The organism is Cellulophaga sp. 20_2_10 (genome assembly GCF_023476645.1).
In the GTDB taxonomy this organism is placed as follows: Bacteria; Bacteroidota; Bacteroidia; order Flavobacteriales; family Flavobacteriaceae; genus Cellulophaga.
The window spans coordinates 112,260-138,748 of the sequence record NZ_JAMCOJ010000001.1; the positions used below are offsets into that span (position 1 = coordinate 112,260).

Annotated in this window: 20 protein-coding genes; 18 read left to right on the forward strand and 2 right to left on the reverse strand. The window is 32.5% G+C overall.

Annotated elements, in window-relative coordinates; translation table 11 throughout:
- Positions 1 to 315 precede the first annotated feature (315 nt).
- From M4I21_RS00480 to M4I21_RS00545, 14 genes are all read left to right on the forward strand, one after another.
- Positions 316 to 13,119, forward strand: a complete 12,804-nt coding sequence (locus M4I21_RS00480; RefSeq protein ID WP_249556993.1) for a T9SS type B sorting domain-containing protein — start codon at positions 316 to 318, stop codon at positions 13,117 to 13,119.
- A gap of 118 nt (positions 13,120 to 13,237) precedes the next feature.
- Positions 13,238 to 13,432 (forward strand): hypothetical protein, encoded by a 195-nt coding sequence (locus M4I21_RS00485; protein WP_072302409.1) that lies wholly within the window; start codon positions 13,238 to 13,240, stop codon positions 13,430 to 13,432.
- Positions 13,433 to 13,566: 134 nt separating this feature from the next.
- Positions 13,567 to 14,259, forward strand: coding sequence for a hypothetical protein (locus M4I21_RS00490; protein WP_249556994.1), 693 nt, complete (start codon positions 13,567 to 13,569; stop codon positions 14,257 to 14,259).
- Positions 14,260 to 14,271: 12 nt separating this feature from the next.
- Positions 14,272 to 14,760 (forward strand): hypothetical protein, encoded by a 489-nt coding sequence (locus M4I21_RS00495; RefSeq protein ID WP_249556995.1) that lies wholly within the window; start codon positions 14,272 to 14,274, stop codon positions 14,758 to 14,760.
- 58 nt (positions 14,761 to 14,818) lie between these two features.
- Positions 14,819 to 16,042 carry a DUF4272 domain-containing protein gene (locus M4I21_RS00500; protein ID WP_249556996.1) on the forward strand — a complete coding sequence of 408 codons (1,224 nt, stop codon included), beginning with the start codon at positions 14,819 to 14,821 and terminating at the stop codon, positions 16,040 to 16,042.
- A 27-nt stretch (positions 16,043 to 16,069) separates the two neighbouring features.
- A complete protein-coding gene (locus M4I21_RS00505; RefSeq protein ID WP_249556997.1) occupies positions 16,070 to 16,600 on the forward strand; it encodes a hypothetical protein in 531 nt (176 codons plus the stop codon).
- Positions 16,601 to 16,658: 58 nt separating this feature from the next.
- Positions 16,659 to 17,354: a DUF3667 domain-containing protein gene (locus M4I21_RS00510; protein WP_249556998.1), complete on the forward strand. Its 696-nt coding sequence runs from the start codon at positions 16,659 to 16,661 to the stop codon at positions 17,352 to 17,354.
- 21 nt (positions 17,355 to 17,375) lie between these two features.
- Positions 17,376 to 17,630: a DUF4448 domain-containing protein gene (locus tag M4I21_RS00515; protein WP_249556999.1), complete on the forward strand. Its 255-nt coding sequence runs from the start codon at positions 17,376 to 17,378 to the stop codon at positions 17,628 to 17,630.
- A gap of 43 nt (positions 17,631 to 17,673) precedes the next feature.
- Entirely contained in the window at positions 17,674 to 18,504 is an 831-nt protein-coding gene (locus tag M4I21_RS00520) for an SH3 domain-containing protein (RefSeq protein WP_249557000.1), read from the forward strand.
- Positions 18,505 to 18,615: 111 nt separating this feature from the next.
- Positions 18,616 to 19,242, forward strand: coding sequence for a DUF1444 domain-containing protein (locus M4I21_RS00525; RefSeq protein ID WP_249557001.1), 627 nt, complete (start codon positions 18,616 to 18,618; stop codon positions 19,240 to 19,242).
- A gap of 45 nt (positions 19,243 to 19,287) precedes the next feature.
- Positions 19,288 to 19,776, forward strand: coding sequence for a P-loop nucleotide/nucleoside kinase family protein (locus M4I21_RS00530; protein WP_249557002.1), 489 nt, complete (start codon positions 19,288 to 19,290; stop codon positions 19,774 to 19,776).
- Positions 19,777 to 19,802: 26 nt separating this feature from the next.
- Positions 19,803 to 20,174, forward strand: a complete 372-nt coding sequence (locus M4I21_RS00535; protein ID WP_249557003.1) for a hypothetical protein — start codon at positions 19,803 to 19,805, stop codon at positions 20,172 to 20,174.
- Between the two features lie 48 nt (positions 20,175 to 20,222).
- Positions 20,223 to 20,675: a hypothetical protein gene (locus tag M4I21_RS00540; RefSeq protein WP_249557004.1), complete on the forward strand. Its 453-nt coding sequence runs from the start codon at positions 20,223 to 20,225 to the stop codon at positions 20,673 to 20,675.
- 23 nt (positions 20,676 to 20,698) lie between these two features.
- Positions 20,699 to 21,379: a hypothetical protein gene (locus tag M4I21_RS00545; protein ID WP_249557005.1), complete on the forward strand. Its 681-nt coding sequence runs from the start codon at positions 20,699 to 20,701 to the stop codon at positions 21,377 to 21,379.
- A 41-nt stretch (positions 21,380 to 21,420) separates the two neighbouring features.
- Here M4I21_RS00545 and M4I21_RS00550 read toward each other — a convergent pair whose 3' ends face one another.
- Positions 21,421 to 22,230 carry a hypothetical protein gene (locus M4I21_RS00550; RefSeq protein WP_249557006.1) on the reverse strand — a complete coding sequence of 270 codons (810 nt, stop codon included), beginning with the start codon at positions 22,228 to 22,230 and terminating at the stop codon, positions 21,421 to 21,423.
- Positions 22,231 to 22,284: 54 nt separating this feature from the next.
- Positions 22,285 to 22,740 (reverse strand): hypothetical protein, encoded by a 456-nt coding sequence (locus M4I21_RS00555; RefSeq protein WP_249557007.1) that lies wholly within the window; start codon positions 22,738 to 22,740, stop codon positions 22,285 to 22,287.
- Positions 22,741 to 22,905: 165 nt separating this feature from the next.
- On the opposite strand from M4I21_RS00555, the gene M4I21_RS00560 reads away from it, so the two are divergent.
- The 4 genes from M4I21_RS00560 (at position 22,906) to M4I21_RS00575 (ending at position 26,485) form a co-directional block, all read left to right on the forward strand.
- A complete protein-coding gene (locus M4I21_RS00560) occupies positions 22,906 to 24,753 on the forward strand; it encodes a tetratricopeptide repeat-containing sensor histidine kinase (protein WP_249557008.1) in 1,848 nt (615 codons plus the stop codon).
- Positions 24,750 to 25,490, forward strand: coding sequence for a LytR/AlgR family response regulator transcription factor (locus tag M4I21_RS00565; protein WP_249557009.1), 741 nt, complete (start codon positions 24,750 to 24,752; stop codon positions 25,488 to 25,490). Before M4I21_RS00560 ends, M4I21_RS00565 begins: the two co-directional genes overlap by 4 nt.
- A gap of 114 nt (positions 25,491 to 25,604) precedes the next feature.
- A complete protein-coding gene (locus M4I21_RS00570; protein ID WP_249557010.1) occupies positions 25,605 to 26,015 on the forward strand; it encodes a hypothetical protein in 411 nt (136 codons plus the stop codon).
- An 11-nt stretch (positions 26,016 to 26,026) separates the two neighbouring features.
- On the forward strand, positions 26,027 to 26,485 hold the full coding sequence (locus M4I21_RS00575; RefSeq protein ID WP_249557011.1) for a DUF3806 domain-containing protein: 459 nt from the start codon (positions 26,027 to 26,029) through the stop codon (positions 26,483 to 26,485).
- Positions 26,486 to 26,489: the final 4 nt, after the last annotated feature.

Sequence of the window (26,489 nt, forward strand, 5' to 3'; positions counted from 1 at the left end):
TATATTTTCTAGATAAAATGTACATTTTTCACGTTTAAAAACCTTTTATATGTAAGATTAATAGTACTATTTGAGAGGCGGAGTTGTACTAGTATCTTGATCTTTATTATTCATTGTATTTTCAAGTAATTAGGCTATTCATCGGTCTTTTTTGCATAAAAAAAAATAACAATTCTTCTTTTATTTTTTGTGATGTTAATTTTTTTAAGTGTTGCAACACTCTACAGGCTTTTTACAACAAAATATTGCTTTACTGCCTACTTAATGTTCTTTTTGATAGTAATAACACGCGTAGTGAGAACCAAAAAATACCCAATGATCAAAAGAATTCTTATTTTTATTTTAGTAGCGTTAGGCTTTAGTTTATCAATGAAGGCTCAGTTAAGTGATCTTCATTACTTGCCGCCGCTAAAGCAAGGACAAAACAACCAAGCCATACAACAACAGGCTGTTTACTTGTCTACTCCAGAGCCAACAACATTTACGGTTAATGCCTATAGAGGAACAAGTACAACACCAATAGCAACATTTAATATATCAAATGTTAGTCCGGCTGTGTATACACTTGGCAATGGAGATAATAACATAACACTTGTAGACAATAGCAATACGGGTGTTGTTTTAAATAATAGTGGATTACGATTTGAATCTCCTAGTGGAAATAAGTTCTATGTAAATTATAGAGGGTATTCGGCAGCACAAGCAGCATCTTTAACATCTAAAGGTAGGGTTGCAATGGGTACTCGTTTTAAATGGGGAGGTATTCCTAATTTAGGACAGCACTCATCTAAGTCTAATACATTGGGTATTATGGCTACAGAAGATAATACGGTGGTTACTGTTTCTGGCTACGATCCTAATTGTGAGTTTAGATTGGGTTCTGATGTAGCAGGAATAACAGATAATACATACCAAATAACATTAAATGCAAACGAATCTTTTGTTTTTGAAGCATACGTAGGTAACTCGCCAACACAAGCACAAAGAGATGGTTGGATTGGTGCTTCTGTTACTTCTACAAAGGATATCGTTATTAGTAATGGTGGTATGAATTTTGGTCGTCAGGCTGGTTCATCAAATCGCGATGCAGGTATAGATCAACCTGTACCAGAAAATAGATTAGGAAAAGATTATGTATTTGTTAGAGGTAATGGTGGTACAAGTGGTGCTACAGAATTTCCTTTAATAATAGGAACAGCAGATAATACAAATATATATGTTAATGGTGGTACAACACCAGTTGCAACTATAGATAATGGCGATTATTTTGAAATACCAAGTAGTTACTATTCATCTAATACAGTCGGTGCAAATATGTTTGTGCAAACTTCTAAAGATGCTTACGCATACCAATGTCTTGCTGGTGCGGCAGAAGTATATACACAGGGTTTAAACTTTGTTGCTCCTGTAAACTGTTTGCTGCCAGATGTTATGGACAATATTCCGAACATTAGAAATATGGCCGGAGCTACCGTAACTGGTGGTGTAACCATTATAGCAGCTACAAATACACCAGACGCCAATGTAAAGGTATATCAAAACGGAACAGAGATTACTACTATGCCGGCTTCTGTACCAGTTGCAGGAACATCTGATTGGAAAACATTTTTTATACCAAACTTAGATGGTAATATTAGCGTACAATCTACAGGCCCAGTAGCCGTAGGTTTTTTTGGTTATAATGGAGCCAGAGGTGTTGCCGGATATTTTTCTGGATTTGATACCGTACCTGAAGTTACTTTAGAGATTAGAGGCCCTAGCGGATGTTTTGTTGGTTCTGAAATATTTGAAGCCACAGGGAATTTTGATGCTTACCAATGGTATGAAGATGGCGTACTTATTCCTGGAGCAAATAGCCCAAGTTATGCTCCTTCTGGAGCAGGAGAATTTTTTGTAAGAGGTACTAAAGGTCCTTGTACGTATGATTCTCAGCCAATTAAAGCACTATATTGTGATCCAGATGTTGTTTTAGATAAAACAGTAGATAAGGCAGAAATAGTAGAAGGAGAAACAGCTACGTTTACAATTAAGGTGCGTAATTTAGGCTTAGGTCCATTAACAAACCTTCAAATTACAGATAATATTCCTGCTGGTTTAACACTAGTTTCAAGTTTTACAATTACAGGTAGCTTTAGTGGTACTATTTGGAATATAGGGACACTTGATGGTGGAGAAACAGCTGAATTAGAATTAGTGGTGCGTGGAGATGAAATAGATATACTTCCTTTGTTAAGTTTAGTAAATACAGTTACTAATACACAAGACCAAGTAGATAAAAATATTACTACTGATAGTCCTACAGCAAGAATTATTGTGCATAATGATTATGATAATGATGGTGTAATAGATTCTATAGATTTAGATGATGATAATGATGGTATCTACGATTCTGTAGAACAACTTTGTACTATTTCTGGCGATGTAACTTTTGGTACTCCTGCTTCAACAGTGCAAGGAGGAACACCAATAACAGAAATTTTTACAAATTTTAATGATTTATGGAGAAGCTCTTCTACGAGTATAAGTAGTACAAGACCAAATCTTTCTCATGAATTATTAGCTTTTACATCTGGTGGGACTACTTTTTCTACTGGTGTTATAGATGACGATATTTTTGATGCCAACAGCAATGGTTTGATGGATGGTATTGATACTAATAACGATGGCTTGGTTGATTTAAATATTTCTGAATCTAACTGGTTGGGATTAACACCTTCTAATAATATCTTTGGCGAAATGACTATAGAAGCTAGCCTTAATGATGGTGATGCAAATAACGCTTTAGGTTTAACTGTAGTAGGCGATCCTACCTCGGACCCATTAAATCCATTATTAACCAATGGTCAAAATGGTTTAGATTTAGGTACTGCAATAGCTAATATTGGAAATAATTGGGTATATGAAATAGACCCAATTGTAGCATCTACAATTGGTGATGGTGTTCCGGATATTTTATTAACACAGGTTGCTCAACCTGGAGGTTCCGGTCATATTATTAGCTTATACGATGCTAGTGGTGCCCCTTTAGGTAATGCGGTACAGGTAAAAGATTCTGGAAGTGGAGCTCTATCTACCGTAGTGGGTTCTTACAATTTAGATGTTTACAACTCTAATGGGAGTGTTTTCGCTTCAAATACATTCAGAGATTATCGTTTAGCAACTATTGAATTATCAGAATTTGGCATACCTGCTAGCAGTATAAATGATGTTGCATTTTTACGTTTAGAATTATCTAGTAATGCAGATATTGCTTTTCTAGCCTACAATACAGATTCATTCACTGGGTTTTGTGCTAATTTAGATACCGATAACGATGGTATCCCAGATCATTTAGACTTAGATAGTGATGGTGATGGATGTAGTGATGCTAATGAATATTATAAAGATGATAATGCAGATGGCGGAGACGACGGTGTTTTCGGATCAGGAACGCCAGCTGTAGACCCAACAGATGGTACTGTAATTGCAGCACCTTATGTAGAAGTTTTAGCTCCTGAAATTTTATTAGGAAATACGGTTGAAGATTTATCTGCTAATGATATTAATGGTGATGCAGTTAGTTTAGGACAAACTATGCAGTACGTACTACGTTTTCAGAATACAGGAGATGATGATGCTACAAATTATACTATTAGAAATATACTACCAGAGAATGTTATATTAGAAGGAGTAGATTTTTCAGGTGCGCCAGGATCATCTTACACAGAGGATGTTGCTAATCATACCTTAAACTTTACTATTCCAAATAATTTAGTAGAAGTAGGAGATACAGAATATGTTATAAGAATAAAAGTTTCAATTACTGCAAATTGTTCAGAGTTTGTAGCTGCTTGTTCTTCTACACTAGAAAACATAGCATACTCTACCTACCAAGGTACGGTTAATACAAATACTTTTTCAGATGAAGGAGGAGCAACTTCTATTGGAGCTTGTACAAGAGATCCAGAAGTGGCTAGTAATTCAATTTTAGATGATTTAGCAGCTTGTAACCAAGCAAGAACAGTACAATTATGTGGAGACGATGTTGTGTTGTCTGCTGGTGCTGGTTTTACAGCTTACAATTGGGTGTTAGACAATAACGATAACGGCGTTGTAGATGCTGGCGATACTGTGTTAAATGATGGTGATCCAGATTCAGATCCTAGTACATACCTAACAACTGTTATTGGTAACTTTATTGTAGAAAAAACAGGAGATGGGACTTGTCCTAATTTAATAGAGCGTATTAAAGTAGAACGTTTTGGTACTACACAAACAAACCCTGTATTAGACTATTTTAATTATGTAAATAGTGATGCTAATCCAGATAATGATATGCAAGGTGAAGTAGCTACTTGTCCTATAGACGGTAGTTTATTACCTAAAATATATTTATGTGGTGCTTCAGATGAAGCAACTATACAATTGGGTATTACAGACGCAGAAAGTATTACTTGGGAAAAGTTAGATGACACTAGTTGTTCTGATGCGGGTGAAGATTGTGCAAACAAAAACGGAACCTGTACTTGGAATGCAGTATCTAACGTAGATAATTATACAGCTAATGAAAGCGGAGAATACAGAGTTGTTGTTCGTTATTCTGGAGGTTGTTTTAGTCGTTTTTACTTTACAGTTTACAAAAACGAATTGGAGATAGAGTTTACATCTAAAAACATTTTATGTGATACAGATGGTAACATAAGAGTTACTAACGTAGGTGCTGGTTATGGTTTTCAGTTGGTAGACGGAATTAGTGGAGCAGTAGTTGTTCCTTTTTCAGCCAACAACGGACCAAATTTTGATATCGCAACAAGTGGTACATATAGAGTACAAGCAACACAATTAAACCCAGCAGATAACACTCCTATAGCTGGTGCTTGTATTTTTGAAACAGAAGATATAGGTATTAGAAGAGATATTTTTACAGTAAGTGTTACAACAACTCCAGAAGATTGTAATACTGGTGGTACAATAAAAGTACAAGTATCTAATGCATTACCAAATTATGGATATGAACTTCGTTTAGATGACGGTTCTAACGGAGGTGATGGTTCTCCAGTACGTAACCACCCAACGGTTAAAGATAATACATATGAGTTTACAGGTGTTACACCTGGTGACTATATTGTAATAACGAGTACACAAGATGGTTGTTTAGATACTAAAACAATTACAGTAGGTGAAATAGAAGAACTTAAATTAGGTGCTGTTACTACGGCAAATATTACGTGTAATTCAGGTATTATTAATCTAACTCCATCTGGTGGCTTGCCAAGCCCTATTTATGAAATGGCGATTTATAGTAAAAATGGTGTGTTATTGTATGCTGATGAGGCTTCTGTACCAGATTCGGCCTTTACTGAAAATACTAGTTTCTTATTTGGATATCGTGGAACTCCATTAACTTATTATCCTAATGAAGAAGGTGAATATACTTTTATAGTAAGAGATGGTAATGGTTGTTTTGCTATTTCATCCCCAGTTACTATTGAAGATTTAGGAGCGCCAGAAATAACAGCAACACACAGTAAAATTACATGTGCAGATTCTGCTACATCAACCTTAACAATAAATGTAACAGGTGGCACAGCTCCTTATAGATATAGTTTAGATGGTGGTACAAATTACCAAACTCCAAATACGTTTGATAATTTAGCTGCAGGTATATACACTATTACCGTAATGGATTCTAGTGGAGCAACTATAGATACAGGTTGTAAGGTAAATGAAGACTACGAAATAGATCAGCCTTTTAGGTTATCTGCTTCTGCTTCAATTATAGAAGATGCTTCTTGTAACCCATTAGGAGCTTTGGTAAAAATATTAAATCCTAACGGAGGAGATGGTACGTACGAGTATAGCTTTAACGGAGGTACAAGTTTTAGCGCTACAGATACAGCTAATTTAGCTCCAGGAAATTATGAGTTAGTATTACGTGATGGTTTAGGTTGTACGTACGAAATGGAAATTACAGTTCCTGATCCAATTACGGCACCAACATTTTCTAGTGCTATAGGTTATGATTGTTTAGGTGATGGTACAATAACAATGACACCATCTAACACAACAGACTTTAGTTATATTTATAAGTTAAATACAGTAGCCAATACACTACCAAGCAATAATGTATTTGCAGGTGTAGGTAATGGTACATATACAGTTACGGTAGATTATGCAAGTGTTTTAACTGCTGGTCAGTCTACTTTATTCTACGAGAGTTTTGGTGCAGGTGCTACTACACAAATAGCAGAAATAGGATCAGATTATTGTTACGAGCCACAAAGTGGTGCAGCAACAGCTTGTAATCGTGGTCCGGCTGGTATTCTGGTAAATGGTGAATATACAGTTACCAATCTTGTAACAAATCCTATTACTTCATTAAGAAGTCCTAACGACCATACTGGTGTTACAGACGGAAGATTCTTAGCAATAGATGTTAGTACATTTTCAGATGTATATGCTGCGCCAGTTTTAAACGGTGTTTTATGGTCTAGAAACGGAATTGAGGTATTGGCTAATCAAGATATTACTTTCTCTTTATGGGCATACAACTTAATGCAAGTTGGTGGTAGTGGTAACAATCCAGAAATGACAATAGAATTAGTAGATGGTTCTGGTACTGTTATTTCTAGTGTTGCAACTGCAGAGATTCCTAAAAACACAAACGCAGATGATTGGCATAACCGTACGGTTACTTTTAACCCAGGTGCTAATACAACTGTAGGTATTGTTATACGTAACAATGTTAATAGTAATGACGGTAACGATTTAATAATAGATGATTTACAAGCAACACAATCACCAGAAGCATGTGCTCAATCGGCAGATGTAACTGTTATTGTAGAAGAAAATAAAGCATTTACAGCAAAATTATTAGGAACAACAGATCCAAGTTGTAATGGCGGTTCAGACGGTAATATCCGTTTTGAGGTTACTAATTTTGATGCCGTTACAGGATTTGAGTATTCTGTAGATGGTGGTGCAAATTGGGTTACCTCTTTAACATCACCAGTAACAACAGCTTCTAATTTAGCAGATGGTGCGTACAATGTACTTATTCGTAAAGTAAGTGATAACGCTTGTATTACAGATATTGATGCAACATTAACAGATCCAGCGGCAATAGTGCCTAGTTTAGGAGAAACTGCAACGTATACTTGTTTTAATACTGGAGCAACATTAACAGCTTCTGCAACAGGTGGTTCTCCTGGTTACGAGTATCAGTTAGAAAGGGCTGCAGATAACTCTATTGTTAGAGCATACCAAACAGATGTTAATTTTGCAAATGTAACAGAGGGAGATTATGTGGTACGTGTAAAAGATGATAAAGGTTGCGAAGTTGCATCAACAATAGCAATTACAGTAGATAAGTTTGATGATATAGATTTTGATTTAACAGCTACATCTTGTTATGATGGTGCTAATAACGCTACAGTAACTGTTACAGTTACAAGTGGTAATGGCGATTATACGTTTAGGTTAAATGGTGGAGCTTGGATTACTCCAACACCATCAACTTCTAATACGTATACATTTACAGATTTGCCAAATGGCAGTTATGATATAGATGTGAATGATTCTTACGGGTGTGGACCTGTTCAAAAATCAATTACAATTAATCCATCATTAAGAGGTGACGCAACATTACAATCTGACTTAACTTGTTCGGCTGATGCTGTTATTAATTTAAACATTGTTGGTGGTTCTGTTACTTATACTTATGAATGGTCTACAACAAATTCTGGCCCATGGAGCGTAACAGGATTTACAGGAGATACATTTTCTACAAATACGGCAGGTACATACTTTTTTAGGGCAACAGATTCATCTACACCAACGCCATGTGTTTTTGTAACAAACTCTGTTGAAGTTTCTGCTGCAGATACTCCGGTAATAACAAGTATTACTGCGACAGATTTAACATGTAATGGTAATAATACAGGATCTTTAGATATTGTAATTGATACTAATGTAGGACTAGCTCCGTATACTATTAATGTTTTAAACACAACTACATCAAATGATTACGGTAAGCAAACAACAAATTTAGAGGCAGGTGACTATATAATTACGGTTACAGATAGTAAAAATTGTTTTGTAACAGGAACAACTACCGTAAATGAACCAACTGTTATTACTCCTAATATTTCATCTACAGATATACAATGTACTGCAACAGGTACAGATTTAGGTACAATTACTGTTGATGCAAGCGGAGGTACAGCTACTTATATATATAGAGTTAATAATGCAGACTTTAGTGTTTCTGAAACATATAATACATTATCAGGAACTAATGATCATACATTTTCTAATTTAGATTTTGGAGATTATACAGTTACTGTTACAGATATTAATGGATGTGAGACATCTACGTCAGTTACAATTGCTACAGGACCAGATGTATTAGTTACTACGGTAGGAGCTTCTGGTTGTACGCCAGGAAGTGGAGAAATGTTGGTAGAGGCTCAAGCTACAAATGGAACATTAGGAGCTGGTTCTTTTTACTTTGCAGTATTTCCTGCTCCTCCATTTGATCCAATGGATCCATCATGGCATGCAGAAGATGTTTTGCCAGCACCAGACAATACACACTTATTTACAGGGTTAACACCTGGTGTTATATATACATTTATTGTACATGATACAGATACTAATTGTGAATATATGCAAGAAGCTACCGTTCCTGTTTCTAGCAATTCTACATTAATTTCTACTATAGACGACATTGCACCTATAACTTGTTTTGGTAGCTCTGATGGAGTGGTTGAATTTACAATATCTGGTTATGATGCAACTAATGTTAATTATGAAATTTTCTCTTATGCAACTAATGTTAGTACGGGTATAACAGGAATTATTTCAGGTGCAGCTGGTGGTCCAGAGACAGAAATAGCTAACAGTCTTCCTCCTGGTGAATTTTATATATTATTTACAGAAGTAGATGGTATAAACCCGGGGTGTGTAAATACATCTGATGTATTTACTGTAGAGCAAGCTCCAACTTTATTAGAGATTTCTGCAAGTACTACTAAGAATGCAAATTGTAATGAGTTAGGTACTGTAACTGTTCAGGGGCGTTATGGTGTAGGTCCTTACCAATACCAATATTTATTAGATACAGATGCAGCGCCAACAGCAACATCTAGCGGTTGGGAAAGTAACACTATTAAAAACCTTGCTGTAGGTGATTATACAATTTATATAAAAGATGCAAGCAATTGTATACAAGAAACAGATGTAACGGTAGCTTTAGATGTGGCACCAGTAATAAACTCAATAACAGTAGTAGATTATTGTGTTGCAGAAGGTAGTTATGAGGTAGAGGTAAGTTTATCAACACCAGATACGGCATCATATAACCTTAGTATTAATGGAGGTGCATTACAATCTACGAATTTTGTTAATGGCAATTATACGGTATCAGGATTAAGATCTTCAACAGCTTTACAAACAATTAGTATACAAGATGTAAACGGTTGTGGTAATACAGTAAATTTTGAAATTTATCCAAAGTTTCAGGCTAAAGCAGAAATTACAAAGTTGTTAGATTGTAGGGTTAGTCCCGAAAGTCCTAATGCTTCAATAACAATTTCTGGTTTTGATGGTTCAGGGTCGTTTTCTTATGAGGTATCTGGTCCAATAACACAACCTAGAACAGTTATTTCAGACCCTTCAAATATAGAAGTTTGGACAGGAGCTGCAACAGTAGGTAGTTATCTAGTATCTGTGTATGATGATAACACTCCATTATGTAGTCCAAAAACTTTTACTATAGAAGTATTGGATAGGGTAACACCAAACTTTACAGCTACGCCAACAGACGTAACTTGTAACGGAGGAACTGATGGTGTTATTAAAATTGCAGAAGTAAACAATGGGAATAACCCATTAACATATACAATTGCACCTGCTGCAACTTATGATGCAGTTACAAACTCGTTCTCTGGTTTATCTGCAGGATCTTATGATGTTACAGGTACAGGACCAAACGGTTGTGTAACTACTAGAACATCTATAGTAGTGGGAGAGCCAAATGTAATAGCATTTGCTATGCCAACTGTTAACCAATTTGGTTGTACAGCAGATAATTCTACTAATAATGCAACTATTGTTTTAGATGCGGCAAGTATCTCAGGCGGTAGTACTGTTTACTCTCGTTATGAGTTTGAGGATGTTGCAACAGGTACTATCTTACAAAACGGAACAGCTTTAACATACACGTATACAGATTATGCTGGTGCAGATGTTATAGTACGTGTTTTTGATAATAAAGGTTGTAGTGCAGAGCAAACAGTAACCGTTAATGCTTATGATCAGTTAGTTTCTGCTTCAGTAACTGTAGACGATGCTATTAGTTGTGCAAATCTAGGAGAAGATATTAGTGTAAATGTTGTTGGTAGTATCTCTACTTATGCAACTAATCCAGGAGATTATCAATTTACATTATTGCCAAGTGGAACACCGCAGGCTTCAAATGTATTTGCAGATTTACAACCAGGCACACATACTATTTTAATAGAAAATACGGTTACAGGTTGTCAAATAACAACAGAGCATACAGTATCAGAACCTAATACGTTCGATGTAAACGTAGAGGTGTTATCTAATGTAGTTTGTTTTGGAGATGAAGGTGAAATTAGACTTACAATGAGCGACCTTACGTATACTGGTAATTTCACTTTTAGAGTTTACCAAACAAATGGTACGCCAGCAGATCCTTCAGATGACGTAAGTTATACAGGATCGATTAACTCTATAGATATGGGGCCAACAGCTCCTATTAATTTACCTGCCGGTAACTACAGAGTAGAGGTAGTGCAAGATGGTTTTCCAAGTTGTGCTCAAAACAGAATATTTAGTATCACTACGCCAAGTGCAGTATTAGGTTTAGAGCCAGTTGTATATCAAGAAGCAGGTTGTACTAACGATATGGGAACAGCTAGTATTAATCCAACCGGAGGTGTTGCTCCATATACGATTACTATTGTTAATAATATGACAATGGTAAGCACTACAGAGACTAATGTTAACTCGTTCTTATTTCAGAATTTAGATGCGGGCGAATATTCAGTAACTATAGAAGATACTTTAGGTTGTGTAGACACATTCTCTAATGCTTTTGAGCTGTTAGTACCAGATGCAATATCAGGTACCATAGCTGCAACTAATTTAGTTTGTGCAGGAGATAATGATGCTTCTATATCTATAAGTTTAAATACAAGAAATGTAACACCTAATTACAGGTATATTTTAAATACGTATTCTGATATTTCTGGTAGTACTTTAGTATCAAGTACCGTTAGTCAGACTACAGCAGCCTTTTCTAACATAGGGCCAGGTTTTTATAATATTAGTGTTTTTGATGATATTAACTGTTCTTTTGAATCTTCAATATTAGAAATTGTTGATCCATTAAAGCCAGCAGGAAGATTAATTACAACAACTGCTTTAGGTTGTACAACTGGTGCAGAATTACAATTATCTGCAACTGGTGGTACTGCTCCTTATACTTGGAGCGTAGATGGTACTACGTTTTCAGCTATGAACAATGCAAATGGTCCAGGAACGCATTTGTTTACAGGACTTTCAGATGGTACCTATCAATATTACATAAGAGATAACTTTAACTGTATCTCTACACTATCTAATGTTGTAGTTATAGATCCTATTGAGGCTTTAACACTTGCAATAGATGAAAGCGCTGCAGTAATTAACTGTAATGGAGAAAGTACTGCCGTAATCACAGCTAAAGCAGATGGCGGTTTAGGTAATTATCAATATGGTTTATTTACAGATGCTACATTAACAAATCAAATTAGAGCATACCAAGCATCAGAAATATTTGCAGATTTACCAATGGGTACCTATTATGTAAACGTACAGAGTAATGATTGTGAAACAATATCTACAGTAATAAACATAACAGAACCTACGGCATTAAATGTAATACCAGATATTACAAATGTGAGTTGTAATGGTGATGATGATGGTAGTATTGTTTTAAATGTAACAGGTGGTACAGGCAACTATCAATATGCAATATCTCCAAACTTAAATCAGTTTGATGATGAAAATGTATTTGATGAATTAATAGCTGGTGATTATAGTGTTATAGTACAGGATGCTAATGGTTGTTTTGAGCTTATTGAGTTTACAATTACAGAACCAGTAGTATTAGGTATGAGTTTAACATCTACACCAGAAATTTGTGCTGGTGAAGAAGATGGTACTATAACAGTTACAGCAACGGGCGGTACATCTGCATACAGTACAAGTATAAATAGTAACGATGATGCCGACTTTGTAGAAGGTAGAATGTTGTTTACAGATTTAGCAAGCGGTAGTTATGTAATATTTGTAAAAGATGCAATGGGTTGTATAACTAACCAGGTTATAGAAATAGAAGCTGGTGCAAACTTAACTGTTACACCAGAGGTTATTTACGAGTGTACTGGCGATACTCCAAACAATAGCATTTCGCTTATTTTTGAAGATCCAACAGTAACATCAGATGTGTTATACGGTTTAGATACTGCAGACCCAGCACTTATGGTGTTAAGTCCAGACTTTACTAATATGGCTCCTGGTATGCACTTTATAACAATTGCACACGCAAATGGTTGTACAAATACAATTAATTTTGAAATTGAAGATTTTGAACCATTAGCATTATTTGTAGAGCAACAAAGTATAAACGAGATTACTGCTTTAGCTACAGGCGGTAAACCAGGGTATACATATTACTTTAACGATGTTAACAACGGAGAAGATAATACGTTTTATATTAAGAAAACCGATACATATACTGTAAGAGTTGTAGATGAAAACGGATGTGAATCTATACAAACCATTTTTATGGAGTTTATAGATATAGAAATTCCTAATTTCTTTACACCAGATGGTGACGGACAAAACGATTTATGGATACCTAAAAACATAGATCAGTTTCCAGATATTTATATTACAATTTTTGACCGTTACGGTAGAGAAGTGTATAAGTTAAAAGATAACGAACAAGGCTGGGATGGTTTATACCAAAAAACAGATTTACCTACCGGAGATTACTGGTATGTAATTAAGTTAAATGGTGAGAACGATACTAGAGAGTTTGTTGGACACTTTACATTATACAGATAATATCAATTTTTTAGATTGATGTAAAAGCCCTTCTATTTTTATAGAAGGGCTTTTTATTTTATAAGTTTAATATGGTTTTATTACATTTGAAAAATCTTAGACAAACAAACTGAACAGGTTGAATACAACTAAATTTGTACTTTTTACAGCAGAAAATAAATACGTAGTAGAGTATTTGTTGCAACAACTAATATTGAGCGATAGTATTACTGAAGCTCTTATTTTTGATAATTATGACCTAGCTATAGGTTTTAGAAAAATGCTGGTAAAAAATTGCAATCTAGACTGCTCTATAAATACTTATATAGAATAATTTTTGCTTCATTAAAAAACAATTTCTAAATTACTCACTGTAAGAACTATCTTTTGTGTTTGAGAGTAATAACTTTTGTTTAATACGAAGATCTGGTAAAAGAAGTTCATAAATAACTTAAAATATACCCAAATTTGAAAGATTATTTTTATGAGGTTGAGAAACCAAGAATTTTAAAAATTTTAATGTTTTTAAAGGAGTCTTTACCTAAAAAATGTACTAAAACTAATTATCAACTTACTCAAAATTTATTGCAAAAGCCATTTAGTTCCGAACTAAATCTTCAGGAAAAATTGCAAATAATTGCAGACGAAATGCGTGTGCACTTATTAATTAAAGAACCAATAAAGATCTTAACTCTTCAAAATGTTGAAGCCGGAAAATTTGAAATGATAAATGATTTAAATTGTATTTATATAAATGCAAATACAGGTACTCAAAATTTTCATCAAAAAATTGCAATTCTAGCGCATGAAATGTCACATTATTATTTAATGAGAAAACACAATATAAAAAAAGAGTTTGTTAAAGAGAATGAACTGTTAACAGAATTGAATGCCGTGTATTGTGGATTTGGTTTTTTATTATATAATGGATATCAAGAAGAAAAAATAGAATTAGGAAATAAGACTCACAAGCACAAAGTTGGTTATATTAGTACTAAAGTTGTTCAGGAAACAATAATACAAACAGCTTATGTTAGAAAGCAAAACCCTAATCATATTATGAAAAACTTAGATTTAGGATTTAAAGACACAATTACTTTAAAATTTAAACTAAAAAAATTAGTTAAGGAATACAATTTAGCAATGGCTACTAAAAATTAATTAAAATAAAAAATGGGACTATTTAATTTTTTTAAAAAGAAAGATAGCAATACAAATAAAAGTGAAACGTCTAAAGATGAGCAACAAAACAAATTTATAAGTGATATGACTAAGTCTGCTGAATTCTTTGTAAACAGCAGTTCTGAAAATTTTAAAGGATTAGATTATACTGTTAAGAGTTTAGAAGTTGTTGATGATATGTTAGATGAGGCATCTGATTTTTATACGCAAATGGATAAGGAACAACAGCAAAATTTAATTACGACAGTTGGCTCCTATATTTTTGAAGTAGCGCGACAAAATTTTGGAGGAAAATATTTTTGGTATGATAAATTAAATCAACCAATTCTTGTTACTGGTCAGCCTAATTTTGAAGCTTCAATTATAGCCAATGACAAAGTTGAAAAGAGGCTAGTAAATGGTGCAGAAGATAATATCCCTTTTTATTTTATTGGTTATGTGCAGCTTGTAAATAACAAGAAATCAGGAATGATTGTTTAAATCTTAACATCAATACATAAAAATTAAAAAACTATAAATTCTTAATAGTAAATAACATATGATTTGTACTGTATATACACATAAACTAGGTGTAGATAAAATTGTAGAAGTACTAGAAAAAGGTATTTCTAATGTAAATGTAAGCGTAAATACTACAGATAATTCTAGCTTAATAACAGTAGAAACTAAAGGTGGTTTATTTGGTAAAGACAGTAAATTGGTAATTCGTAAAAGAGAAAGGTTACAACCAGATTACCAAATTCACGAAAGCAAAGAGTGCCCTTTAAACGAGAATCTAAAAGGTTTGTATGGGTATATAAACTCTCTACCAACAACTAACGAAAAGGTAAAAGGTTTGTTCTTGGCTAAAGTACAAACAATAAACTCAGAGTTTTCTATACAACAAGAAAAAGGTACAACCAATAACCTAAAAGAGGTAATACAAAACTTGGCTCAGGAATTAGATGCTATCCTTTTTGTACAACCAGATGCTATAATATCAAAATCTAACGGGCAGCATTTTTTAGATAAAAACTTAGATTTAATTATAGACGCTACTGGTACGTGCGAAATAGAAGATTTAACGGTAAACATAGACTCTAAGTATTATGACAAACCACAAGTAGAAATTACAGAGGACCAGAAAATAAGAAAAGAAAAAAACGATGCATTTATAGCATCAAAAAATATAAAAGCAAATAAGAATTTACCATATATAGATAGTGAAAATAGCGCCATAATACGCACTGCTAAAGAAGTAGCAGAACGTTTAACTATTTTAGCCATTACCAATCAGGTTGCATTTAACACAATGGCTGCTCCAGAGGCAATTAACTATATTTTAGAACATAATTTGTCTAATTTGGTAACAGCCAAAGAAAAAGCATTTTTAGAAAACTCTACAGACGAGCAAAAAAATCACGAAACTTGGAAGTGTGAGTGTATTTGGACGCTTTATTGGGCATTAAAAAAGGTAGACGATTTAGGGTTTCCAAATCAGTTAGCAGATTTAAACAATGTACCAATAGAAGATTATCCAATAGGGAAAAATAAAAATCCGTGGGACTTTATTAATGCACAAACCCAATTAAGAAGTACATCAGAACTATTAGATGCAAACGATTTGTATTATCGTTTAGACTGGGCCTGTGTAGATGCTCGAATAAACGAACAACAGTTAGAAGAAGTTCACGGTGGCGTTGTGTACGAAAGGCATTATGCGCTAAACTGGCTTGTAAATCATATGGATGCCGAATGGGATGATGTTTCTTGTGACACTTAAAATTTATTATTCATAAAAATCTAAAATATGCCTAGAGCTATTGTTTTAACAATTATTGTATTTGCTGCAATTGTAATTTTCTCTGTATTTATTATTCCTAAAAAGAAAAATAATAATGTAACAGCGATTAAAAACACTAAAAATTTAAAGCCTAAAAGTGCTGCCGTTGTTGTAAATAATAAAGGCGGCAACTATGCAGAAAAGTTAGAAAAAGCCAAAGAGTTTTATCCTTTTGTTAAATGGAGAACAAACTTTACAGCGTATGATATGGAGCAGTACACAGAGGAAAACTGTAATTCTGCAAAACATATTTTTGATACCTTAATAGCGGATTTAATTACTGTAGGAGAGCGTAGTGAAGAAAAGAACAAAGTAGCGCTATTTGAAACCGCTATAAACGCATTAAATAATTTAGACAGTAAGGCAGAAGGTTTAATTGAAACTGGAGAAAGAGAAGATTTATGCGAGCTCATAGATTACATTACAATAGCAGCTGGTTTAAATCCAGATGATTATGCAGATGGCGAAGGCTTAGCAGATTTATGGAGAGATTGGTAGTTTTTTAGTAGGAATAGGATAGAATCAAAGATAAAAACAGTGGATTTAACAAACAATAATGAATGAAGATTTAAGAGATACCGCAGCGCATAAATCTAAGTTAAAAAGGATAGACAAGGACTATCTGTACAATGAAATTAAAGGGGTATTTAACTTAGAAAAAGGACTTTTCTTAACAATAAAGAATTTGTTGGTTAGGCCAGGTAAATCAGTTAGAGAATTTCTTTTTGAAAACAGGAAAAAATATGTAAAACCAATTATATTTTTGATTCTTACGTCCTTATTTTTCTCTTTAATAATAAGTTTATTAGATATTAATCTTAGCTTTTTTAATATTGATAAGATTGAAGGATTAAAAGGGAAACTAAGATCTAAGGAAATTGGAGATTGGTCACAAAATAATCTTGGATACTCTCAGTTAATAATGGGAGTTTTTATTGCCTTTTGGTTAAAGGTGTTTTATAGAAAAATGAATTATAATCTTTACGAAATTTTAATTCTTTTATCATTTGTATTGGGCGAATCTTTTATAATATTTGGGATTTTTGTTTTTTTAGCTGCCATTTTAAATAGTGCGGTAATAGGGCTTATTGGTACTTTAATTTACTTTATCTATATCATTTGGGCTATTGGTCAATTTTTTGGAGAACATAAGTTTATAAATTATTTAAAGTCCTTTTTTGCATACGCTTTAGGCAATATTACGTATTTAATGATCATGACATTAATAGCTTTTCTTTTAAAGTTCCTTTAAATAAAAACCAACCAAAAAAAAATGAAAACACAAGATTTAAAAGGTAAACCAACAGATCAATTAAAAGGAGAATTAAATATGCTTAAAGTACTAACCATAGCGCTTAGTGTGGTTGTGTTTTTGCTATTTGCAATCTGTATGTACGGTTTAATACTAAAAGACAATAACGGTGTATTTATACCATTAATGGTGGTTGCTTTTTCAACAGGAAGTATGATTCCTATGAACTATATGAATATGAAAAAAATCAAGGAAGAGTTGAAAACCAGAGATTAATTTTCAACATAAAATAGAGTGGTGCTAACACTAAATAATAATTATGAAACAGCTTGTATTTATTCTAATAATAATTCTGTCTTATTTGGGCAACGCGCAAGAATGTAATTACCTTGGGGTGGATAAAAAATTTGAAAATGGTGATACTACTTATTTGTTTGGAGATAATGTAAGATTAAGATCATTACCGTCATCAGATTCAGAAATTATAGCAACCCTTAAAATAGGAACACCGCTGCAAATTGTTGCGTTAACAGATATAACAGAGACATTTAATGGTATACGATCTCCCTGGTATAAAGTACGCTATAACAATGAAACGGGCTATGTGCTTGGTGGCTTAATTTCTATGACTAAAGTAGAAGAAGAAAACGTAAACTGTTTTGTTAATCTAGAACAAAAAGAATCCATAATGTACATTGTAATTAGGGTTGTTTCGACCTTAAAGCCTAATTATATAGAGCATAAATCGTTGTTTTTAGGTGATAATAATGGTTTTTGTATCAAATTATACAATAACAGAGGTGTAGAAGGTATTCGCAATATAATTCAGGTGAACTATTTGCCAGAGTCGTGTGGTGCTAATTCTGGAGGGTATTATCTTTTTTATAATGATACTGAATTACACAAAGTAATAGACCTTACGAGTAGAGGAGAAATAGGGTATTGGGAATCAGAAAACATTTACTTTCCCAGTGATGAATTAGGAGAAAAAAATAAGATTATTTACATAAAAGAAAACGGTCAAGATTCTGAAGATAGAGATAGTGAGTTTAATTGGGAGAAATCATCTAAAATGAAAATAAAATTAGAATGGAAGAACAATAGCCTTACTCCAAATCCTAAAAAAATTAAACGCGAAGATTTAAATTAATTCTACAAGCATCAAATATAAAACCGTTGGCTGCACTTATAAAAAGGGTTTTATTACTTAAAGTATTTACTATAATTTTATTATAAGTTTAAGTAATTTAATGCAAGTACTATGAGTAAAACAATTAGCGGTAAAGAAAAATCAGAAGAAGAAATAGCAAAATTAGCAGAACAAGCAGAAAGCGGAGATTATAAAATTTATCCAATTTTAAAACCTGCAAATTGGGTTGGTATTAAGGCAGGAGCTTTAAAATCTAATTTAATTGGTAGTGATGAAGATGGCGATTTAGAAGTTGTTGTAGGCTATGGATACGATACTCCTGATAATTTTATATTTCTTACAAAAAAGGATTTAGAAAAAAAAGATGGTCCGGAAATCTTAAAAGAAGCATTTGCTAACTTAGAAAACTATGACACTGAATTCGAATTTTGTGAATCATTAGAAAACAAAGCTTTAGCATCTAGCGGAACAGATTTTGCTAGTGAACGAATATTGTCTGTAAAACACATGCTAAAAGCTCATAAAATGCTAGAAGCAGAAGAATTATTAGTATCTGTACCAAGAAGAACTTGTATGATGGTGATTTCTAAAGAGGCAGATAATAAATTAATAAATACATTTCTGTTTTTACACAAACACACGTGGGAAGACGATAGTTTTGGTAATGCACCAATAGCAAACATGCTTTTTGTAGTTAAAAATGGTAGTATTGTTGGTCACGTGCCCTTAGAAGAATAAACAGTAACAAGTAAATAGGTTACTAGTAATTAGTAAAATATAAAAATGATTCACTTAATAGTAGGAAATACTGGTTCCGGAAAAACAACTTATGCTAACGAGTTGAAAAGGAAAACAAACGGAATTATTTTCTCTATTGATACATGGAACAACACATTATTTATTGCTGATAAAAAACCAGAAGACGGTTTAGAGTGGTTTTTAGAGAGAATTGATAGGGCAGAAGTGCTAATTATGAATTTGGTACAACAGTTAGAAGCATCTAAAATAGATGCGATATTAGACCTTGGCCTTTCTAAATTTCAGCACAGAGAAAAGTTTAGAAAATTTGCAGAAACCAATGGGTACCAGCATAAAACTCATTTTTTAGATGTTTCTAAAGAAACTAGGCTAAACCGAGTAATGAAACGAAATGCTGAAAAGGGAGATACGTTTGAGTTTGAAGTAAGTAAGGAGAATTTTGATTTTATGGAAACTTGGTTTCAAAAACCAGGCAAAGAAGAAATGAAAAACGGAATTGTTAGTAGTGAATAGTTACAAGTTTAAAAAATAAATAGTTGATGAGCGAATTACGTTTAGAAGAAAATATAGACCCCCAAGTACAAAACTTAATGATAGATACTTTTGAGCTTGTGGGAGCAAACAAAGGCAATTTAACGGTAGTGGATTTGCTAAAAGGAGAAGCTACTCTAGAAAAAGTGTTTTTTATGGTAAAAGAATCGGGTTTTTATGAAACTAATGATGCTTTACCCCTTTTAAAAGCTTTAAATATAGAGTTTTCAGAAAATAACACTACAGAAGATGCATTGTATAAGTCCTGGTCTACAATGGTAGCAACTATGAACAAGGCAACATCTCAAGAAGATTTTAATGCTAAATTTGCATTGTTTGTGCCTTTATTATTAAAAAAAATGAAAGAGTTAGATAGTTAATTTTTTTAATAAATAAAATCTATCTTTAATTCTTAGAACTATACCACTATGTTTGACTTTTTGCTAGGTAAAAAAAAGACTATTACGCACCCTATATTAGGTAAACTTACAAGTGACCGCATTAGAGGAAAAGATAAGACTAAGATTTATTCTTGGTCTACAACGGTAGTATTAGAACCTAAAGCAGAAAAAACTTCTATTTTTTTAGAAGGAAATGAATCTGGCCCGTTTGCAAACCATTTAAATTTTGCGAGTCAGTTAGTAGAGAATTGGAAAAGCGAATTTATTTCAAAGTTGGCGTTGGAGCTGGCCAAAGGTGATTGCGGAAAAATTGAGAAAAATCTAAATTGGAAGGAAGACTTTTACTTAGCTGCAATATACCCAATGAATGGTAAAAGTCTAGATTTTGAAGTATCACTAGAGTCCATAGATTCAAGTACAAGTAATGTTATAGGAATTTTTTATAAAAATGATATAATTACCAGTATTGAAGAATATTAGTACTTAAACTAAAATTGTTTTTTATGAATAACTTACTTTATGAAGTAAAATACGCAGTAGAAACACATTTTAAATTTCTTCAAAACGATTTTAAATTTAAGCCTTTTAAAGAAGTTCCGTTAGCGTACGAGTACCATTTTAAAGCATTTGATGAAGCAAAAAACCATATAAATATTCATATAGAATTAATTGCATCTACACCTATTTGGATAACTTTTAATGGTGTTTATATTGAAGAATTAATTAAAGATGATCTTTTAGATAAATATAACAAGGAGTTACATTATTTATACGATAAAAACTTTAAGAGCTACTTAAAAACAAAAGATGTAAAATACATAAGCGCCAATATAGACAACTACAATTTATACGGTAATAGCATAAATAACAAACGACTACAAAGAATAGGGGGAATTGTAGCTGAGAAATTTTATTCCTTAGTAAAAGCGAGTCACGACCATACAGATGCTAAGAAGAAAGAATATCTAAAAGAAACAGAACATATAAATTCTTGTAATTTAGAAGCGCTAAAAGAACTTACTAAAAATGAAGAATTTAAAGAGCAATTTAAGCAAAGTAAAAAACTTGTGTTAGATACAGATAAGTGCGAAATAGATGTAGCGTCTATAGAAGAGCTTACAAAGCTCATAACTACCTTTTCTAGTCAAAATTTCAATAATTTTGAGTGGCATTTTATAAAATAGTTTAAAGTCTTATGATCTATAAAAGACGTGCCTAAACTAAATTAACCCCAATTTGTTTTCTGATATTCGTTTATCCATTCTTTAGGGTATTTGCTATACAAATCTTTTAAAAGTTGTTTGTTTGCTTCTGTTTTCTTAAAATCCATATAAAAGCTACCTAAAAACCAAACATTGGTGTTTGTTAAGTTGCTCTTATGTAAGTCCAATAAAACAGTCTTAGACTCCGCATTAGTGTCTAGCAATAGTAATACTAGAGAGCCAGCTGTTAAAAAACTACTTTTAAAATAATAGTCAAACCCATTTTTTATGCGATTTACTAGAACTCTGTTGTTTAAAAAAGGGGAGAAACGTGCGTGCTTTTTTCTAAGGTTGGGGTAGGTGGTATAACTATTGCAAAGCCCTGTAAACTTTAAAAGATCTAGATAATCATTGTAGAGCACATCATAAATAGAATCAGAGTTTTCATTGTTTTTTATGCCAAATAATAGATATAAAATGTCAGCGCTTAAAAATGTATTTTCTAAATCGTTATCTTCAATATTATGTGCCACAGCTTTTAAAAATAAGCTGTAATGCTTTTCTAAAGGCTTGTATATATTTCCTAATTTAAGTTGATAATAATAGGCCAGGTACATATCTTCCTCAGAAATTTTAAGCATTTTAGTACTCATTACTCTGTTAATCTCGTAATGATATGAAGGATAGAATTGCCCTTGAAAATTATTTTCGTACGCTTCCTTTTCACTCGCTATAAAATGCTTTATAATTCCAATATTATCCTTTTTTATCTCTGCAGCAAAATTTAAATTTCCATATAAAGTTTCTTGGTTTTTTAGTAAATCGTTTTTCATTTTTTTACGGTAATTTAATTTTTACTTCGCTTCTAAATTGGTAGTGTTCGTTGTTTAAACAGTATCTATTAAGCAGCCTTTTAATGCTTTGTTAGCTAGTCTTTTTGCTTTGGTTTCCTGTGTATCAAAAGGAGCTGTATTAGTTAAAGAAACCCCAAATTCTTCTTCTAATTTTTCTTTAGAAATTTCTAATGCTCTTTTAACAATTAAGGGGTACACATCGTTAGTAAACCAATTTTTTAAACTGTGTTGGTAACTAGAAACATTATAATCATAAAAAGTGTTTTTAGTGCCTATTTCATACTTTTTATCGTCTAATATAAAAAAGTACGTTAAGCTTATGGTAATTGTTGTATTGGCACCTTCCTTATCATCTGGCCAGTCATAGATTAAAAAATAGGCATCATCTATACTTATTTTAGGCGTAATTTTTTTGGTTACTTCTTTTTTGTGCGTTATTTGAAAACCACCACCTTTACATATATTATCTACTGTTTTTGTATAATCCATTCTATTTCTTTTGAAGAACTAATGTAGTGTTGAATTTCTATAACTTTAATTGCCTTTTATAAGTGCTATCAATTGTTTTGTATTTGCTATTTTAGATGTTAAAATAATTTCTCTTTTAAAAGGAATACAGTAGTTTCGTTCTTCTAAGAACAGCATAACATATTTATGAAATATTGCTTTTTAAGTAACGTTTTAGTTTACACAGGTTTATTCTTTTTACTAAACAGTTGTACCCATTCTAATAGTAATGAAAAAGAGTTTACGGCTAGTATAGAAACTGCAGACAGCCTAGCGCAACATAATGCAATAAAAGGCATACAAACTTTAGATAGTTTAAAACTTAATTTTTCTGGAATAACCCAAGAACAAGAAGCACTTTTATTATTTAAAAAAGGAGAGATTTATTACATAAACGATTTGTATGTAGAATCTATTTTAGAGCATCAAAAAGCCGCTGCATTATTTACAAAACAAAAAGATACTTACAATAAAACTAGGAGTTTAATAACTTTAAGTGCAGCAAATTTAAGGTTAAAAAACATAGAAAAAGCACAAGAATTTGCTTTAGAAGCTTTACAGAATGCAGATTTATTAGAAGATAAAAGGTTGCTAGCAAAGGCAAACAATCAATTGTTTCAGTTGCATTTTAGTTTAGAAGATTATCCCAAAGCAATGGAATACATAAAAAATGCAGATCGTATTTTTGTAGACCAGAAAGACACCACTTCTAGTATAGCTATTAAAGGAAATATTGCAAGTATTTACTTAAAACAGAAACAATATAATAAGGCATTACAAGCGTACCAAGAAGCATTGAAATTGGGCCAAAATTCCAAGTCGCCACAGACCATTGTTAGCATTCTTAACAACATAGGTTACACGTATATAGAAACAGAAAAATATGCAACCGCCGCAACCTTTTTAGAAGGAGCTATAAAATTAAATAAAAATATAGGAGCAATTAACGGTGCGCCATACAAAGGTTTAGGTTATGCTTACTTTGTAAATAACGATTTTGAAACAGCTAAACTTTATTACAGCGAAGCTTTTACAATATACCAACAGAATAAAAATATACCAGAGCAAATTCAAATTTTAGATAAGCTAATAACAATTGCTATTCGTGGTAATAATTCTGAACAAGCTTTAAGTTATCAATCGCAAAGAGATCAGCTTCAGATAGATAATCAAGCAAAAGAAACAGAGAGTTTATTGCATTTTGCTACAGTGAAGTATGAAGCAAAAGAAAAAGAGGCAGATCTATTATATCAAAAACAACTAAATAAGAAAAACAGATTGCTTTATGGTAGTAGTTTAGTGGCTTTGGTATTGCTGCTAATTCTAGTTGGTTCTTATTTATATATAGCAAAACTTAAGGCGGCAAATAAGGCATCTAAATTAGAACAAAGTTTACTGCGAGTACAGATGAATCCACACTTTATTTTTAACACGCTTGCAGCAATACAAAATGTAACATTAGATCAGGACCCTATAAAATCATCAAACTACATAGCAAAATTCTCTAAGCTTATTCGTCAAAATTTTGATTACGTGCGTAAAGAAGAAATTACGTTAGAGCAAGAAATTAGTATGATAGGGAACTACATAGAAACACAACAATTGCGTTTTCATAACTCTTTTGTGTATCAATTAGACCTCGCCACCGATCAAGATATAAAAAGCTTAAAGGTACCACCAATGCTTTTACAACCGTTTTTAGAAAACGCAATAGAGTATGGGTTAAAAGATAAAAAATCTGGAGGTGTTTTAACATTGCAAATTTTTAAGGAAAACAATGCTCTTTGTTTTGTTGTAACAGATAATGGTATAGGTAGATCACATCAAGCTAAAGAACAGAAAAAGTCTACAGAGCTACACGCTACAGATATTTTTATAGAGCGATTAAAGTTGCGTAAAAAAGGAGAAGAAAAGACGTTTAAAATAGAAGATTTATACAATTTAGAACGCCAAGCAGTTGGAACTAAAGTATCTTTTAAAATTTATTTTGTATGATAAAAATTGCGATTATTGAAGATGAATTTAATGCGTTAAACACCTTATCTAAACTACTGCAATACACTCAAAAAGGAATAGAAATTGTAGCTAAAATAGATACTGTTAACGATGCTATCACATTTTTAAAAAACAACACTGTAGATTTAGTTTTTTTAGATATAGAACTAATTGGTGGCAATGCTTTTTCCATATTAGATGCCTTAGACAACATAAACTTTAAAATTATATTTACTACTGCCTATAGCGATTTTGCCATAAAAGCAATACGTGTAGATGCTATAGATTATTTGCTAAAACCAATAGATTCTGACGAGTTAACAGCTTCTATGGACCGTTTTAGAACCTCTTATAAAAAAGAAGAACAATACAACACCCTGCTTACTACAACGACCAGTGCAGAAAAAGATAACGAAGCAAAAAACACATTGCTAATTAAAACAACACAGGAGCAACACGTTTTGGTAATGGATGATATTATTAGGTGCCAGTCTGATGGGAGTTACACTATTTTTTATACAAAGAATAAAAAAATTATGAGCGCCAGAAACTTAAAGTATTACGAGAGTATGTTAAACGATTCTGCCTTTGTAAGAGTGCATCAATCGCACTTAATTAATATAAAATACATAGATTCTATTGTAGTAAACGATATTGTTTTAAAAGACGGTGATAAGGTGCCTGTATCTTCCAGAAAAAAGAGTTATTTAAAACAATTTTTAGCGAATCTAAAGTAAGATTGTAACGAATTTAAAACAAAAAACTACGCTTGTAAAACCGTTTGCAAGCCTTGCCATTTTTAGTCTAGTTTTAGGGTTGTAAATAAAAATATAAACTTAAAATATACTATTATGGGACTTAAAGAGAAGAAAATTACAAAGCAATTTCAAGACGAAAAACTTCCTGCGTTAAAAGAGCAAATCGTTAAAGCTGCTGGTTTTGATGTTCCTTTAGAAGTAGAATGGGATACTTTATTTGAAGATCGTTTTACTCATTTATATATGGACACGTATTCACAAATTTATTTTGAGCCATTAATTGAAGCTTTTACAGCAATTACTGCAGACGATCTAGGTAAAGAGGCATTACAAGAAAGTCTTAAAAAAGTTGTTATTGTAAATAGAGACAACCATCACAACCCAACACATGCTTATACTTTTAAAGATGGTGTTTTAGAAGTAAACCACTGTCCGGTTAGTAATGCACCAGATGTAGCTAGAAGAACAAAAGTACTTACAGAGTTATTAGAAAATAACCTTTAATACTAGTTTATATGCAATCTACTCTTAGAAATTTAACAGAGGATGAATATAATGTACTAGAGCTAAATTTAGATTTAGGATATTCAATTTGTAAAAAATATGTACCAGATTTTGATGGCACATTTACAGCTAAATTACTAACTAACGTTTTTGGACTTTGGTTGGCAGATACAACAGCATATATTGCAAATGAAAATATCAATGATTTTAACTCTAGCTGTGCAGAAAAGCCAAATGATAGAATGATTGAGTTTGGTCTGGGTAGTGCATATGGTGAGATATTAAATACGGAGTTTAATACAAACTGGAAACATATTACAGACGAGTATGGTGCTGAGATTTGTATACGACATGAAAATCCAGAATATACTACGTTCCCTTATTCTATAGTACAAAAAAGAACGGTGTCTAAAGAGACTAGTTTTTTTGAGCCTATAATGGCAACAATGAAGTACAATATATCTAAATAGATCA